Genomic DNA, 14,337 nt, shown 5'->3' on the forward strand with positions numbered 1-14,337 from the left:
AGCGAAATCGAAGATGGACGAAGAGAATCATCCCTGCCTTCTCCATTGGGGGACACCAAACAGTGTCCGAAATGTGTTCTGGAACCCACTGTTTGAGTGTCTACATGTTAAATATGATGAACTTGCTGATACATGGGCGATTGTGCCCGCGAAGACACCGTGTGCGATCGCAGTCAATCAATCAAAAAAAGAGGCATACAAGCAAGCCAAACGGATCCAGCGCGACTACAATTTCAAAGAACTGTGCGCGTTTACCCGTGAAGGAACGAGCAAGGAGACACGCGACCATCGCTTTCTGCGATACGATATTACACAATCCGGCGTCCGGTTCGATAGAGCAGCGACAAAATCGTCCGACTCAACGAACGCTGCCACTGCAGACACAGACACTGGCACCGAACCGAGCCTCTCATACACTGAGCCAGCAAGTCTAACGCAACTTGATCTTTCGATACCAGACATCACGAAAGTTGAACTCATCAACACAAGTGACGTAGTTCTCCGCTATCGAACACCATGGGGTGACGGGACACACGCAGAGGTACTGCTGATCTCACAGAAACATGCTTCCAATGGAGCGGTTCAGAACAGGTTCAACACCGCTGTCAATGCGTGGGAACAGAGCGACCAGTCAGCATATGTCGCTCCGATATACGACTCGGGAAGTGAGCCAACACCGTGGGTCGCTTATCGATCCGGGAAACAGACACTCGCAGATGTCGGGCTAGATTTGCCTCTTGATACCAGATTCGAACTTCTTGATCAATTGTTGCGCGGGGCAATGACAGTGACAGCCGAACACGACCAAGTGTGTGGGATTCTGCCTGCAAATATCGGTCTCCAGACACAGGATGGAGGATGGCGGGCGTTGATGGCAAACTGGGGGATTAAATGGAGGACCACCACCGCAGTTGGCCAAGGATACACGTCGCCGTTTACTGCGCCTGAGCAGCTTCGCGGAACACTAACCGCTACGACCTGTGTCTACCAACTCGGCGCCGTCGCGTACTGGCTGCTCTGTGAACAGCCCCCAGTCGATGCAACTGCACCCGAGCAAGCACTTCGGGAGGGCGACATTCAGTCCCCAGAGACAATTTCGGGAGTCTCAGCAGAGCTTGACCGTGTAGTAGAGAAAGCGATCACCAGAGCGCCCGCACAACGCTATCAAACAATTGAACAGTTCCGGGCCGATTTGATCGCCTCTTCGACCAATTGACATCCAGTTGCCTTCTCAGAGTGATTTTGAACAAGCATATTATCATACATCATAACAATATTATATTGACTAAAATTATATCGTAATGGTGAAGTTGTAGGCTATATCAACATAGTAGTATAATGAGTTCGGGGGAAGACGACCAACATCCACGGTCGATGCGCCACAAACAGGTCCTCGATGTCGCCGCAGAGAATCCAGACGCCTCCATGGACGAACTTGCTTCGATGGTGCCGAGTGCGACGACCGAACTCGTTGAACGGACTCTCGACGAGTACGGCGACCCAGCGGCCGAAAACGACCAAGCGACTGCCGACGAGACAGGCGCTGACGAGTCTTCGCCAGCCGACACACCAGACGAGCGCACAACGGCTGAGACAGCTGTCACCGGCACAGCGATGACTGATGGCTCGACAGCCACAGCCTCACAGTCTGAAACGAGTACAGAGACTGAGGCAGCCACAACCGACGCTCCCGAAAGTGAAGCGACCACTACGGAGGAGTCAGCGGACGGCAATGGAGACGACAAACCAAGCCGGGACGACCTCTCGGCGAAAGAGATTGACGTGCTCAGGGTTATCGCCGACAAGCCGACTGCGACACAGCGTGAAATTGGTGACGAGCTCGGCGTATCGAGCGCAACGGTCAACAACCGTGTTAACGATATTAAGGGGTTCGAATGGAGCGATCGCGTGGCATTTACTGAAACTGTTCTCGAGACAGACGTCACAGAGGGCGACTCCGACGATCAGTCCGCGTCACCCACAGCGACGGCCCTTGAGCCGATGCTTGCGGACGTACTGACACAACTCGAAACGCTTGAGGATCGGATCGAGGCTGTCGAAGGGTGTCTCGAAACTGTTGAGCCATGCGCAGCGGAGGCGACTGGTGCGGACGGTGGGGCGCTGACGGCTGTCGACGAACCGGAACTAGTTCACAAGGCTCTCTGTGCGTGTCTGGAGTCGGACCGCTTCTCCGAAGCCGAAGAACTACAATTGGTCCGAGAAATGGTAAACTGAACTGCACAGGCGGCATACCAGTTGTTGGCAATGTGATCTACAGAGAAAGCAGGCAGAGTGCCTCGGGGTCGTACGGAAGACGCCGTCTTCCGTGATGACGAGAGACGAAGTCTCTCGAACCACTTGACCCCGGAGCAGTTGACAACAGGGGCGAACTGCGTGCGGTGACGAACTAGAGTGGCAAAGTTGGTGACAAAAAATATTTATAAATGTCGTACAAACTATTAATGCCGCTGTGACAGCGGTAGCGAATCCAAATCCCCTGTGGGCTAGATTCCGAGTCGCCTCACTTGCCAGACCCGTCCGGATGTAGCCCAGATCCCCCCTCACTTGGATTCGCTTTTTTTGTTGGCCCCAAACAGTCAATTGAGTGAGACGCCAACGACAGGTATGCCCGACCTTCGAGGGGTACGGTCGGCCTGCTCGTCGGCGGCCTCGCGCTGGCGCTGCTGTTCGCCGGACAGGTCCTGGGCTTCGCCGGACAGGTCCTGGGCTTCGCCGCATTTTGGCTTGGAAGAGCAATCACAAGCGCCGTGAATACGAACGTCAACGTGCTCGCCTCCAACAAAAAGGTACTCGAAGCGCACACCTCACCATCCAATCCATCGGTGACACCTTCGCCAACTGGTCAGAGGACTTCTTACATCACGCCTCGAAGGAACTGGTTACGGAAGCCGTCTCTCACGGGTGTACGACTATTGTCTTCGAGGACTTGGAAAACATCCGTGAACGCATCTCGGACGCCTCGAAATTCCAGCAGTGGGCGTTCAACGAACTGAAACGCCAAGTCGAATACAAGGCCAAACAAGAAGGTATTCTCGTTGAAACTGTCCATCCAGCATATACTAGTCAACGGTGTTCTGAGACTGGTTGCGGTTTCACTCACGAGGATAACCGGGATGGGGACGTGTTCGTGTGCCAGAAATGCAGCAAAGAGCTACACAGCGACTACAATGCGGCGCGAAACATTGCACACAAATTCATCCAGAATCGGCGCAAGTCTGGTTCTGGAGGGGTAACCTATCATCTGTAACCTATCATCTTGCCCTGAAGTCGGGAACAGTGAACGGGAACGGCGAGTACTCGCCTTCCACGGTCTAGTGGACAGACCGGGAGTTCACCGACAAACCTCGGCGTTTGCCGAGGTAGTTGATAGACTGGACACGTCATATGTGTCACCTACTTGCGTGATGTGTACTTATTTATACGAAATGCAGGAGAAAACCAACCCCTTCAGGGGTTGGATGAATCCGTAAGCTATTGAGCCAATCTACCGGCAAACGCTCGGCCTACTCCCCAATACTTTTGAATCTATGACGTTACATATAACATATGGAGGTGCGGCGTACTGTCCCGGTAAAACTCGATGTGGACAGTGACGACGCCGTACTCCTTGAAGACACCGTAGACACGTTCCTGTGGTGCGCTCAGTACGTCACAGACCATGCGTTCGAGGGCGAATACGTCACGACGAGCAAGACCACACTTGACGACGAAACCTACGACGACGTGCGAGAAGCCACAGACGGTTTCAACGGTGGACTGGTACAAGCTGCCCGCAACAAGGCCGCCGAAGCCTGCAAAAGCGTCGTCGCCAAGTGGAAACAGGGCAAGAAGGCATCGAAACCCTCCTTCACGACTCCACACGTCGTCTACGACCACCGCACGGCGACGTTTCACGACGACTACGTGAGTCTCGCCACCACAGACGGTCGCATCGAAGCCGACTACGTGCTGCCAGATGAGGACAGCGACACGCCCCACGCAAAATATCTATTCTCCGACGAGTACGAGACGACAGGGGCAGAGCTACACCACAAACACGGCAAATGGCAACTTCACATCCACTGCAAAAAGGACGTGGAGTCTGACACGCCGGAACAGGCAACGACCACGCACGGAACGGTGCTTGGCGTTGACCTCGGCGTGAACAACCTCGCCGTTACCTCGACTGGTACGTTCTGGACTGGCGACGAATTCGACCACTGGCGACGAGAATATGAGAAGCGGCGTGGAAACTTGCAAGAACACGGCACACGATGGGCACACGAGAATATGCAGGCGGTCGGACGCAAAGAGGATGGTCGGTTCAAGATGACGCTTCACCGCATATCGAACGAGTTGGTAGCTGAAGCCCGTAACCACGATTGTTCGGTGATAGCGTTCGAGGATTTGAGCGACATTCGTGACCGCACTGGCGCGTCGTGGGGGCACAAGTGGGCATTCAACCGGCTCTACGAATACGTCGACTACAAAGCTGAAAAATACGGTATCACGGTTGAGCAAGTTGACCCGGAGAACACCTCTCGACGGTGTTCACATTGTGGGTTCACACACCCAGACAACCGCGACGGTGAGAACTTTGAGTGTCTGAAATGCGGCTACGAGAACCACGCCGACTACAACGCGGCGAAGAACATCGGTCTGCGGTATCTCCGTCGGAACCAAACTGGCGACGACGGAGGCGCACCCTTGGGCGTGCGCTTGAACAGCGGGATGGTGAACGTGAATGGAGAGTATGAACCTCCTGCCGATGATTCGGCCAGAACGGGAGTCCACGCTGAATCCCACCCGTTCACGGGTGGGTAGCTCAAACCGTCGGGTGGCTACTCTTTGCACCTCTCGTGTGCAAAACAATACTTTTAATTTAATGAAATGCAGACACTACCAGATACTTGATGAGTGACGCTCGGGGGAGACGCTCCACAGTGGGGGCAGAGACACCGGCCCGTCTCAGGGAGGGAGTGAAAGCACTCGCCTCGACTGGGACGAGTGTCCTCCTGGTCAAAGAGCGCCACAGCGACGGCGACGTGTTCTGGACACTGCCCGGTGGCGGACTCAGGGCTGGCGAATCTCGCATCGAGGGACTCCAGCGGGAGTTACGCGAGGAACTGGGCTGTGACATCGTCGCTACCGACCGTGCGACAACGATGGTATATGCGCATCACTCGCAGGATGTGGTTTCCCTGTACCATACCTTTCAGTGTTTGCTTCTGTCGGAAGTCACACCGGCCCGGAGCCACGGGATTCTGGAGTGTCGCTGGGTGTCCCCGACTGACCTACCGCCAGCGACGCTGCCGCAAGTCCGGACAGCGGTGCACTCGGTTCTTGGAGGGCCTTCGGAGCAATCCACGCACTGATACTAGTGTGTACAGGGTACACACATACCGCAACGAGTGGGAAATCTCTGAAATCCATCAGAAACCCAGTGCAACATTCAGCGGGTGAAGTCAGCAATCGGTCATCGTTGGCTTCACACTGATCCCGATGAATCGACCGGTCGGTAGAACTGCGTAAGTATAGATTGCCACAGAGGGCGTATCAATACCTTCGGTGCTACGGCAAGCCACTCTGCGCGTTCACCAAGCTCTCATCATGATTCTTGACCGCTGTCCACCACGTCTTCAGCACAGCAATCGTAACGCGTTTTGGTGGTTGTTCAGCCCCGATACAGGATTGCTTGTGTGCGTCAAGATTAGTAGGTGGGTGAAAATGCCGTATTGGTTTCGTGGTGGTCTTATTCGCTGCCTCGCGTCCGAATCTAAACTCTAGTCCTTCTTCCCGATAGTGGTATTTGTAGTCTCCATTTTCCAACCACTGGATATCGAAATACCCAGCCTGCTTATGGATTCCAGGCGTAATCGTGACTCGTGCTGTTCTCACGTCTTTTCCGTCACGCGGTTTGAACGGTTGCCCTTTCTGGTATCGGAATCGCACGTTGACAACTCCTCTCCCGAGTTGTTGGTGCATCTGATTCACGCTCTCATCAATCGCTGCTGAATCGATTGGAGAGCCGTTCCCCAGTCCCATTATTCGAGTGGGGCCTGATTGTTCCTGGGTGCTGTTGTTTGATTCCCCGTGCGCCTCTCTTCCGGTTCACCTACGATTGACGCCTGCTCCTTTGCTTCTTTGAGGCGGTATGCCGCTCTGAGGTGGCTTAATTCTCGTTCTGCTGTCCGCCAGTGAGAGATGTCGTCGAGTTCAGTCTGGTCGAGTTCCTTGTCTGAAATCAGAAGTTCCTCCGGGCCATTCACGTCATATTTGGATTTGTACTCTGTGAGTTCCTGTTGTATTCGCTGGATTTGAGTGACAAGCGTTTCGCTGCTGGCGAGTTTCCTGATCTGTTTGAGAAGATGCCACTCTGGGTCTCGGCTGTATAGTTTTCCAGAGTCGGTCTGCTGACTTCTCACGATGCCTTCTTCAGCAAGCTTGTTGAGTGTCGTTCTGGCTTTTGTTTCTGAGACGAGAGCTGTGTCTGAGATGTCGGACGCCGATTTCGGAGTCGTCGTTCTGTTGATCACCGTGCGAATTCGTTCGTCCGCAGTGCTCTGGTTTGTCCACTCTGCGGCGGCGAAGTCATCGATGTCTTCAACGTCGTCGTCATCAACACTGAATGGATCAATATCAGCCACGGTCACCGGTTCGTCCGGGAGTTCCTCTCCAGAGGGGAACTCGTCAGGGCCGTCGGGAGATGGGTCGCCAGTCATACAATACACTATGCCGCAGACACATATATATTTTTCTGACTTACATATATGTTTCACAGGATTTTGATATCGATGGCCTTGAGAATGAGAGTGGTAGGTCAACCACCTGTACTGAGCGGTGGAACCTTCCACGAGGGCGTCTTGGGCGTGGTCACGCCGCTGTCGTGACGGGTGTGCTGTTCGGGTTGACGCACTTCTCTCGGGTCATTCTCAGTGCCTCGGTTGCGGAGTGGCTTCTCGGCGTGCTCCTGATGCTCCCGATAGCGATTGGACTTGCGGCAGTCACGTTCCGACTCGACAGTCTCTGGCCGCTGATCGTGTGGCACTTCATAGCCGACGTTCCCCTCATCATGATGCTCGGGACAGAATCGGCAACGTACGTCCTCGCGTACCTCGGACTCACTCTCGTCATCGGTGCAATGGGTCTGTGGCTTCTCTTGCAGGATCAGCGCGCAGGTCGCCGGGCTGACCAGCAGCGTGTGCCCGGCGGAGCGTAGTGAACAACGCTCTCTGATAACTATCACTCGTCTGTATATCCATCTCAAAGTTGTTCAATCCACAGCTATAGTGAGAGGCTATTCAGCGATTTAATCTGTGAAATAAAGGCACGCATCAAATCCATCCTTCGAGGTTGTGGACGACCAGTAGTTTTACGAGAGAACCGGTATCCAAAATCGTCGAAAACAGCAAAACAGCGGACCGATTTAGCTGAATGCAGGCGCTAAGCCCCCCTGCCTCAAGGAGCCGCCGGAGGCGGCGAGTAGGCAGGGGTAGTTCACCACAATTCGTAGTTGGACGAAAAATAGCTACGTTGAGCGTGCTCGTTCGCTTTTCGAACAGCTCTGAGTCTGTCATATTTCATCGGCAGACACGCGACTGCTCTTGAGCAGCTGGCTTGCCCCTGTGGCTCTGGCTGGTGTCCAACCCAAGCACTGATACGCCCACCCCTCGAACGGTCCCGCCAGTGAGCGAGCCGGTTCTGGCGGCCGAGTCGGTTTCGGTCGAGCGCGGCGGGATGACGCTCCTCGAAGACGTGTCGCTCTCGGTCTCCGCAGGGGACCGGCTGCTCGTCCGCGGGCCGAGCGGTGCCGGCAAGACCACGCTGTTTACGATGCTGGGGCTGCTCGACGAACCCGAGGCGGGGCAGGTGCTGGTCGCTGGGACGGACGCGACGGCGCTGTCCGAACGGGAGCGCGCCCGCCTGCGGCGTGAGACGCTCGGGTTCGTCTTCCAGGACTTCCAGCTGGTGCCCGATTTGACCGCCCGCGAGAACGCCGTGCTCCCCCAGACTCACGGGGGTGAGCGCGACGAGGCGTGGGTCGACGACCTGCTGTCGACACTCGGTGTCGCAGACAGAGGGGACCACTACCCGGCGACGCTGAGCGGCGGAGAGAAACAGCGCGTCGCCATCGCGCGGGCGCTGGCGAACCGGCCGGACGTGATTCTCGCGGACGAGCCGACCGGCCAGCTCGACCCCGAGACGACCGAGCAGGTGGCCTCGCTGTTGCTCGACGTACAGGCGTCGATCGGGACCGCGCTGGTGACGATCAGCCACGACCCGGCACTCGACCCGTACTTCGACCGGACGGAGACGCTGCGCGATGGCCGGATTGTCGAGTGAACACGGGGGGTGTCGGACTCTTGTGAGAGAAACGTCGTTGCTGAAACCAACTCGTGAGTCCGATTCGATATTGTTTATTTCTGTTTAGATCTATTGTCTCAGTTGTTGCTATATCATAACATTTTAATTACATTAAATGGAGATAAACGGACAGTATTTGCTATGAAAATATCATCATAATTCTTAAATATAATACAATCAGTCCATTTAATGAGCGATGAGCACAGATGACGAGGACAGCCCGTACCCTCGGTCGGTGCGCCACAAGCAGATCCTCGATAAAGCCGCGGCTCACCCCGACGCCTCGATGGACGAGTTCGCGTCGATGGTGCCGAGCGCGACGACCGAGCTGGTTGAGCGGACGCTCGACGAGTACGGGGACCCGGCGACTGCCGGGGAGTCGGATGCGTCCGACGGGGGGGACGAACAGGGCGTAGCTTCGGGGGAAGCTACGGAAACGGAGCCGACTGACGGGGACGGAACTGAAATGACAGAGACAGCCGACGACTCGACCGAGGCACCAGCAACGCCGGAATCCGGCGAACCAGGCGATGTCGATGGCGGGGAGGACTCTGCGGTCGCGTCGTCCGTCGACCCTGCACGCGACGGCGACGAGCACACCGAGTCCGCTGGGGAGACTGACGCTGCGAGTGGAGACAGCGATAGCACGCACGCTGGAGACGACGAAGACACCGTGCCGCGAGCGGACGAGTTCTCGCCGAAACAGCGGGAGGTTCTCGACGTTATCGCCGCCAATCCGACAGCGACACAGCGGGAGATCGGCGAGGCACTCGGCGTCTCGAGCGCGACGGTCAACAACCGCGTCAACAGCATCGACGGTTTCGAGTGGGCGGATCGTGCCTCGTTTGTTGACGAAGTTTTCGAACTGGACGCGACTCTCGAATCTGAAACGACAGCGGGGAATCCAGTGGCACCCGGGGAGGTCGAATCGGCGCTGGCCGATATCGAGAGCCACCTGACGGCGCTCGACGAGCGCATCGAGCGCCTGGAAGCGGGCCTCGACCAGGACGAGGGGCCGTCTGAAAGCGTTGCGTCGGGACTCGACGACCCCGAACTGGTCCACAAAGTCGTCCACGCGTGTCTCGAATCCGAGCGGATTACCGAAGACGAGGAGCTACGGTTGTTGCAGCAGATTCTGTGTTGATTCCGGGTTGCTCACTCGAACCATTCCGAGTAGTCGCCACAGTTCGTACACTCCGCGCGTGTATACCACGAATCACCCCGCTCGTGTTCGGAGGGCGGTACTTCTGCGACCTCGACGGAGATTGCGCCGCACTGGGGACACTGCGATGGTATCGTCACATCGGTAAAAGTCTACAAACCGATGCTACATAAGATTTATCTAGTCCTTGGTATGTATTCTTGCAATTCGCGCTGATAGCTCTTGTCGGGTGATTAATCACGGTAGTACCTCTCTATTTTCAATATCTGTGTCTGGTAGCCGCCCCTCATCAGGGGGATATTGTCTCCAATTATCAGATTAAAAAATATTACATTCAAACTCGCTGAATCAGTCTGCTATTTGTGGGGTGGGGCCAGCGTATTGCGTTACGTAGGCGCATTTTTCGGAAGCGGTCTTGACTAGTCGTTGATTTCGATTACGGTAATACTGCGTAGTATCGGGGTCAGTCACCATTCAACTGGGTATGAGCGCCGATGACTGCCCCGGAGAGATCGAGCGATGTGACCTGTGTCTGTTCGTCGATGAGTGAGTTGCGGATCTCGCTGTCAGTGATACTCGCATTCGGGAAGACAATAGTATTGCTGAGTGTGCTCTCTCTCACGGTTGCACCGGCCATGACCTGCACGTTTTCTTGTAGGTCGCAATTTTCGACTGTGGCCTCACGATGGATGGCATTCTCGCCATCGAGATACCATGCGATTGCATCGAGGTAACTCTCCGGCGTCCCGATATCGAACCACGGTTCGTCGAAGGTGAAGGCATGGACCTGCTCACGGTTCTGGAGCCACTGAATGAACCACCCGGGTTCGTCCGGGTTGTTGTCGCCGGCGAGGTACCCCTCAAAGAGTGAGAGCGTGTCTGCAGTGAATGCATAACAGGCGATGGAGACCAATGTGCTGTTCGGATCGTCTGGCTTCTCCTGGAACTCGGTTACGACGCCGTCGTTGTTGAGATCAACTAGTCCGTAGGAGGTCGCGCGTTCGTACGAGCCGACATCGTAGGCTGCAATTGTCGGGGCTGCGTTGGCCTCGAACGTATCGAGGAAGTCACTCACGTCAAAGCAGATGAGATTGTCGCCGGCAATGACGAGTGTATCGTCGGTCAGGTTTTCGCGGTCGACGAGCTGGCCGAGCGCGCCGACGACGCCGAACTTCTCGGCCTCGGCGGTCGTGTCTTCGATGGAGAGTTGCGGCTTGTCGTAGGGTGAGTTTGCTAGATATTCCTCGAACTCGGCGGCGAACTTCTCGTTCGTCGAAACGTAGACGTCGTCGATGCGGTCGTCGGCTTCGAGTTCCTCGAAGACAGTCCCGATGACGGTTTGCTCGCCAATCGGGAGGAGCATTTTCGGCCGGCTCTTGGTAATCGGCCAGAGCCGCGTCGCGTACCCACCTGCCAGTACGATTGCATCCATACGTACCAATATAGAAATAGGAGATACCTCTTAGTTGCATTGGTTTTCGCTATCACTGAACATTTCTCACATATGAATCAAACCGTTTTTCACGTAGTCGAGTGACTGCGTAGCCACACATGGAGGGACAGCGAATTCTCGTCACTGGTGGGGCCGGCTTCGTCGGCTCGAACCTGGCAAACGAGCTGGCAGTGAATAACGACGTGGTCGTGGTCGACGACTGTTATCTCGGGACGCCGGACAACCTTGACGACGCGGTTACGTTCTACGAGCAGAGTGTCCTCGCTGAGGACCTACCGACGGACGTCGATGTCGTGTTCCACCTGGCCGCGCTCTCGTCGTACGCGATGCACGAAGACGACCCCTGTCAGGGCGCGCGGGTGAACGTGGAGGGCTTTGTCAACGTCGTCGAGCAGGCGCGTGAGGAGGGTTGTGAGACGGTCGTCTACGCCTCGACCTCCTCGATTTACGGCAGCCGGACTGAGCCCTCGCCAGAGGACATGGACGTGACGGTCAACACCGGCTACGAGGCCTCGAAGATGGCCCGGGAACGGTACGCCGAGTACTTCGCCAACCACTACGACATGACGATGGCTGGAATGCGGTTTTTCTCGGTGTACCAGGGCTACGGCGGCGCGGAAGGTCACAAGGGCGAGTACGCGAACGTCATCGCGCAGTTTGCTGATGATATTGCAAACGGTGAGTCGCCAGTGTTGTATGGTGACGGAACACAGACGAGAGATTTCACGCACGTTGACGACGTGGTCCGCGGACTTGTGCTAGCCGGTGAACACGAACTAAACGGCGTGTTCAATCTCGGGACGGGAGAGAGCTACGACTTTAACACGGTCGTTAAGATGTTAAATGAGGAACTCGGTACAGATATCGAACCGGAGTACGTCGAGAATCCGATCCCTGAATCAGTGTACGTGCATGATACATGTGCGGATTACTCGAAAATGAAGGAAGCAACCGGATGGGGGCCACAGATTTCATTCGAAGAGGGGATTCGCCGCGTGTGTGCCGGGTATCCGTGACTCACGGTTTGAACTCGTTTGAAACCGGTGGGTTGTAATATCATCTTCGTGGGTTTCGGGGTTAGTCCTGAGAAACATATATAAATTAACATGATCCTGATTGACTGTCACTGATCTGTACTGGGACGACGAGCGTGTGTCCGTTGCTATCCGGTCCACCGTCGTACACAGCTTGACCCCGTTTGATGAATGTCTCAAGCGTGGTCGCCTCGGCAGGGATAGGGTCTGCAGGGACTGCTACTGCGCCGACGGAGTTCCATGAGTCGCGGATAAGTATCGGGCACTTTGGGGGGGTGCCGCCCTGAAGCCACCCAAGTGTCGGACTACGTGTTGTGTCGGCGTCGTAGTAGTTACGTGCAACTCGGGTGGGGTGGTCATCACTTGTCCACGTCCCCTCAATGTGGGTTTCTGTGAACGTGATGGTCTCAAACTCGGCGTTCGTCGTTGTACTCTGGTAGGGAATTACAGGTGGACCGGCAAAAGCGAGTGGCGCGGAAACAATCACAGCGATAAGAAGAATGACCGGAATGCCGAACTTTTTAATGGCATGGCTGTCCCCACGACACGCTACGTTGCCGACCGCAAGTGCAGCCATGATAGCGATCGAAACATGTCCGAAGGTCTGCGCTCGCCGGGCGAATAATGAGTACTCAGGACTGAGGCCAGCACTGAACGCAAAGCCAATGAATGGAATCGGAGCGAGCACGATTGCCAGGACGATTGGACTGTAATGCTGGTCAACCAGTGCCAGCGGCGCTCCCCAGACCATGAATACGGCAAGGATTATGAGCGGGCTGACATACAGAAGCAAATGTGGCTGTGTTGATGCTGTGCCGGGAAACACGTCTGTTATCGCATTGATTACCGTGATGCCGAATGCAACGCCAAGTGGGACGGCGAACGTAAGTCGTGTCTGGGCAGGTGTGGCAGTTCGTAGGAAGACCGCCAATCCGACAAGGACGATAATCCAGGCAAAGAATAGTCCAGGTTTGGCGGCCAAATCGCCGAAGTACGGCGGTCTTGTCACAATGTAGTACCCTCCAAAGTATCCCCAAAAGAGTGCGGGAATCAAAACTATCTGCATGAGCGTTCGCCAGTTGGGCCATCTGGTGAGATGATAGATTGCGAGCGTCGTTAACGCCAGGGCTACCATAATTGTACTGAGATGGTGTGTTATTGGAGTGACGATGAGAAGCGAAAGGAGGATCCCTAACCAGCGGGGCTGACCAGACTGCAGATACTGGTGAAACGCGTACGATGTTATTAAAAAAATACGAGACCCAACACTTCGTAGTGGACCCAGACTGTTCGTCGCAAGAACAATCCTTGGAACACGAGAATGAGTCCGGCCACAAGTGTGGTAGCAAAGATGCGAGAAAAGTCCCAGTCATATCGTCGTGCCAACCGTCGTGTGACTGCAACTGCCAATAGACAGGGAACTACACCGATTACAGCAATCACTGGTTGCGTGAGCCAGAGCAGTTCCGTGCCTGTGAGCAGTTGTATTTGACTCAATAATGTCGGAAATGTATAGCCGTGTGGTCCGATAGTTTGTATCGCTAATTCGGCATTAGTGGCAATCCGTTCTGCTTGGCTCGCGAATTTGAATCCATCGGGATTGAACGGTAGCGATGTCCAGTAACGAGGCGCGATTCGCAGTGCAGTCCCGGCGGTGAACACTAGAATCGTCCCGAGTACGACCTGTAGCGACAGTGGTCGTCTGAGTGTTCTCGTCACCGTATTTGCCTCCTCCTGGGATGTGTAAGTAGTTATCCCTCGTAGTCCTAGGGTATCCAGACTGTGTGATTGTGGGAGACATGGTGAAAGGTAGGCCCCGGGCCATGATTCACAAGGCTGTCGTAGGAAAGTTGACAATAGAAGCGTCGGATTCGGTATTTGAAGGGGTTGGACTATAGTTGATGAGTGATGGTTTCTCTAACGTTTTTGATGTGACTAGGGTAGCTGGGGTTGTGCAGCATATTGACTCCGATATTTTGGAATATTAGAGCGTGTCATAGAAAGCCTCCCAAGGGAGGCCGCAGGATTTGGAAACTGTGTCCAGCAGCACCAAAACCCTGCAAGACGTAGCTTCGGTCGACGACTTCTTGAATGTCGCGGCTACGGAGACAGCACCGTTGTTCGAGTACTTGGAGTTCGAGTTTCTGCTGGAGTACGACGTGTTCGCCCCCGCTGCGAGGGGGCGAACACGAGTGCACAAGCCACCAGAACTCTTCAAAGGCTTCCTGCACTGCTACTACAAAGGCATCTACGGCACACGCCCCGTCACACGAGAACTCCGAAATACACTGACTTGGCTGTCCTGTGGTTTCGAGAAACCACCT

The 14,337-nt window shown here is 55.2% G+C and carries 11 protein-coding genes and 2 pseudogenes; 10 read left to right on the forward strand and 3 right to left on the reverse strand.

Annotated features, from left to right (window positions below):
• Positions 1-13 precede the first annotated feature (13 nt).
• The 5 genes and pseudogenes from BLR34_RS12785 to BLR34_RS12805 all read left to right on the forward strand — a co-directional run bounded on the left by BLR34_RS12785 (position 14) and on the right by BLR34_RS12805 (position 5,375).
• The gene (locus BLR34_RS12785; protein WP_143414164.1) at positions 14-1,216 is read left to right on the forward strand and encodes a serine/threonine-protein kinase; all 1,203 of its coding nucleotides are present in this window, start codon (positions 14-16) and stop codon (positions 1,214-1,216) included.
• Between the two features lie 122 nt (positions 1,217-1,338).
• Positions 1,339-2,235: a MarR family transcriptional regulator gene (locus BLR34_RS12790; RefSeq protein ID WP_092703648.1), complete on the forward strand. Its 897-nt coding sequence runs from the start codon at positions 1,339-1,341 to the stop codon at positions 2,233-2,235.
• 520 nt (positions 2,236-2,755) lie between these two features.
• Positions 2,756-3,336, forward strand: a pseudogene (locus BLR34_RS12795) (RNA-guided endonuclease InsQ/TnpB family protein); the annotation flags it as partial.
• 231 nt (positions 3,337-3,567) lie between these two features.
• Complete coding sequence (locus tag BLR34_RS12800) at positions 3,568-4,824, forward strand: RNA-guided endonuclease InsQ/TnpB family protein (protein WP_092703650.1); 1,257 nt, start codon at positions 3,568-3,570, stop codon at positions 4,822-4,824.
• Positions 4,825-4,913: 89 nt separating this feature from the next.
• Positions 4,914-5,375, forward strand: coding sequence for an NUDIX hydrolase (locus tag BLR34_RS12805; protein WP_092703652.1), 462 nt, complete (start codon positions 4,914-4,916; stop codon positions 5,373-5,375).
• 669 nt (positions 5,376-6,044) lie between these two features.
• Here the strand turns inward: BLR34_RS12805 and BLR34_RS12815 are convergent.
• Positions 6,045-6,722 carry a winged helix-turn-helix domain-containing protein gene (locus tag BLR34_RS12815; RefSeq protein WP_218120887.1) on the reverse strand — a complete coding sequence of 226 codons (678 nt, stop codon included), beginning with the start codon at positions 6,720-6,722 and terminating at the stop codon, positions 6,045-6,047.
• On the opposite strand from BLR34_RS12815, the gene BLR34_RS17620 reads away from it, so the two are divergent.
• From BLR34_RS17620 to BLR34_RS12830, 3 genes are all read left to right on the forward strand, one after another.
• The gene (locus tag BLR34_RS17620) at positions 6,707-7,219 is read left to right on the forward strand and encodes a CPBP family glutamic-type intramembrane protease (protein WP_368086097.1); all 513 of its coding nucleotides are present in this window, start codon (positions 6,707-6,709) and stop codon (positions 7,217-7,219) included. The genes BLR34_RS12815 and BLR34_RS17620 overlap by 16 nt on opposite strands.
• A 467-nt stretch (positions 7,220-7,686) precedes the next feature.
• The gene (locus BLR34_RS12825) at positions 7,687-8,343 is read left to right on the forward strand and encodes an ABC transporter ATP-binding protein (protein WP_092703656.1); all 657 of its coding nucleotides are present in this window, start codon (positions 7,687-7,689) and stop codon (positions 8,341-8,343) included.
• Positions 8,344-8,560: 217 nt separating this feature from the next.
• Positions 8,561-9,508, forward strand: coding sequence for a winged helix-turn-helix transcriptional regulator (locus BLR34_RS12830; RefSeq protein WP_245683219.1), 948 nt, complete (start codon positions 8,561-8,563; stop codon positions 9,506-9,508).
• Between the two features lie 481 nt (positions 9,509-9,989).
• Here BLR34_RS12830 and BLR34_RS12835 read toward each other — a convergent pair whose 3' ends face one another.
• Entirely contained in the window at positions 9,990-10,958 is a 969-nt protein-coding gene (locus BLR34_RS12835) for a nucleotidyltransferase family protein (RefSeq protein ID WP_092703658.1), read from the reverse strand.
• Between the two features lie 119 nt (positions 10,959-11,077).
• Between BLR34_RS12835 and BLR34_RS12840 the strand changes: the two genes are divergently transcribed.
• Positions 11,078-11,995 carry an NAD-dependent epimerase/dehydratase family protein gene (locus BLR34_RS12840; protein ID WP_092703660.1) on the forward strand — a complete coding sequence of 306 codons (918 nt, stop codon included), beginning with the start codon at positions 11,078-11,080 and terminating at the stop codon, positions 11,993-11,995.
• An 85-nt stretch (positions 11,996-12,080) separates the two neighbouring features.
• On the opposite strand, the gene BLR34_RS12845 is transcribed toward BLR34_RS12840, so the two are convergent.
• Positions 12,081-13,148, reverse strand: coding sequence for a hypothetical protein (locus BLR34_RS12845; protein ID WP_092703662.1), 1,068 nt, complete (start codon positions 13,146-13,148; stop codon positions 12,081-12,083).
• 901 nt (positions 13,149-14,049) lie between these two features.
• Here BLR34_RS12845 and BLR34_RS12850 point away from each other — a divergent pair.
• A pseudogene (locus tag BLR34_RS12850) lies at positions 14,050-14,337 on the forward strand (IS5/IS1182 family transposase); the annotation flags it as partial.

Origin of the sequence: Halovenus aranensis, from assembly GCF_900100385.1 — an archaeon.
Taxonomy (GTDB): domain Archaea; phylum Halobacteriota; class Halobacteria; order Halobacteriales; family Haloarculaceae; genus Halovenus; species Halovenus aranensis.

Bases quoted from the DNA above. Each gene is read 5' to 3' on its own strand.
- BLR34_RS12785 (WP_143414164.1), top strand. From the start codon at position 14: ATGGACGAAGAGAATCATCCCTGCCTTCTCCATTGGGGGACACCAAAC.
- BLR34_RS12790 (WP_092703648.1), top strand. From the start codon at position 1,339: ATGAGTTCGGGGGAAGACGACCAACATCCACGGTCGATGCGCCACAAA.
- BLR34_RS12800 (WP_092703650.1), top strand. From the start codon at position 3,568: ATGGAGGTGCGGCGTACTGTCCCGGTAAAACTCGATGTGGACAGTGAC.
- BLR34_RS12805 (WP_092703652.1), top strand. From the start codon at position 4,914: ATGAGTGACGCTCGGGGGAGACGCTCCACAGTGGGGGCAGAGACACCG.
- BLR34_RS17620 (WP_368086097.1), top strand. From the start codon at position 6,707: ATGGGTCGCCAGTCATACAATACACTATGCCGCAGACACATATATATT.
- BLR34_RS12815 (WP_218120887.1), bottom strand. From the start codon at position 6,722: ATGACTGGCGACCCATCTCCCGACGGCCCTGACGAGTTCCCCTCTGGA.
- BLR34_RS12830 (WP_245683219.1), top strand. From the start codon at position 8,561: ATGAGCACAGATGACGAGGACAGCCCGTACCCTCGGTCGGTGCGCCAC.
- BLR34_RS12835 (WP_092703658.1), bottom strand. From the start codon at position 10,958: ATGGATGCAATCGTACTGGCAGGTGGGTACGCGACGCGGCTCTGGCCG.
- BLR34_RS12840 (WP_092703660.1), top strand. From the start codon at position 11,078: ATGGAGGGACAGCGAATTCTCGTCACTGGTGGGGCCGGCTTCGTCGGC.
- BLR34_RS12845 (WP_092703662.1), bottom strand. From the start codon at position 13,148: ATGGTAGCCCTGGCGTTAACGACGCTCGCAATCTATCATCTCACCAGA.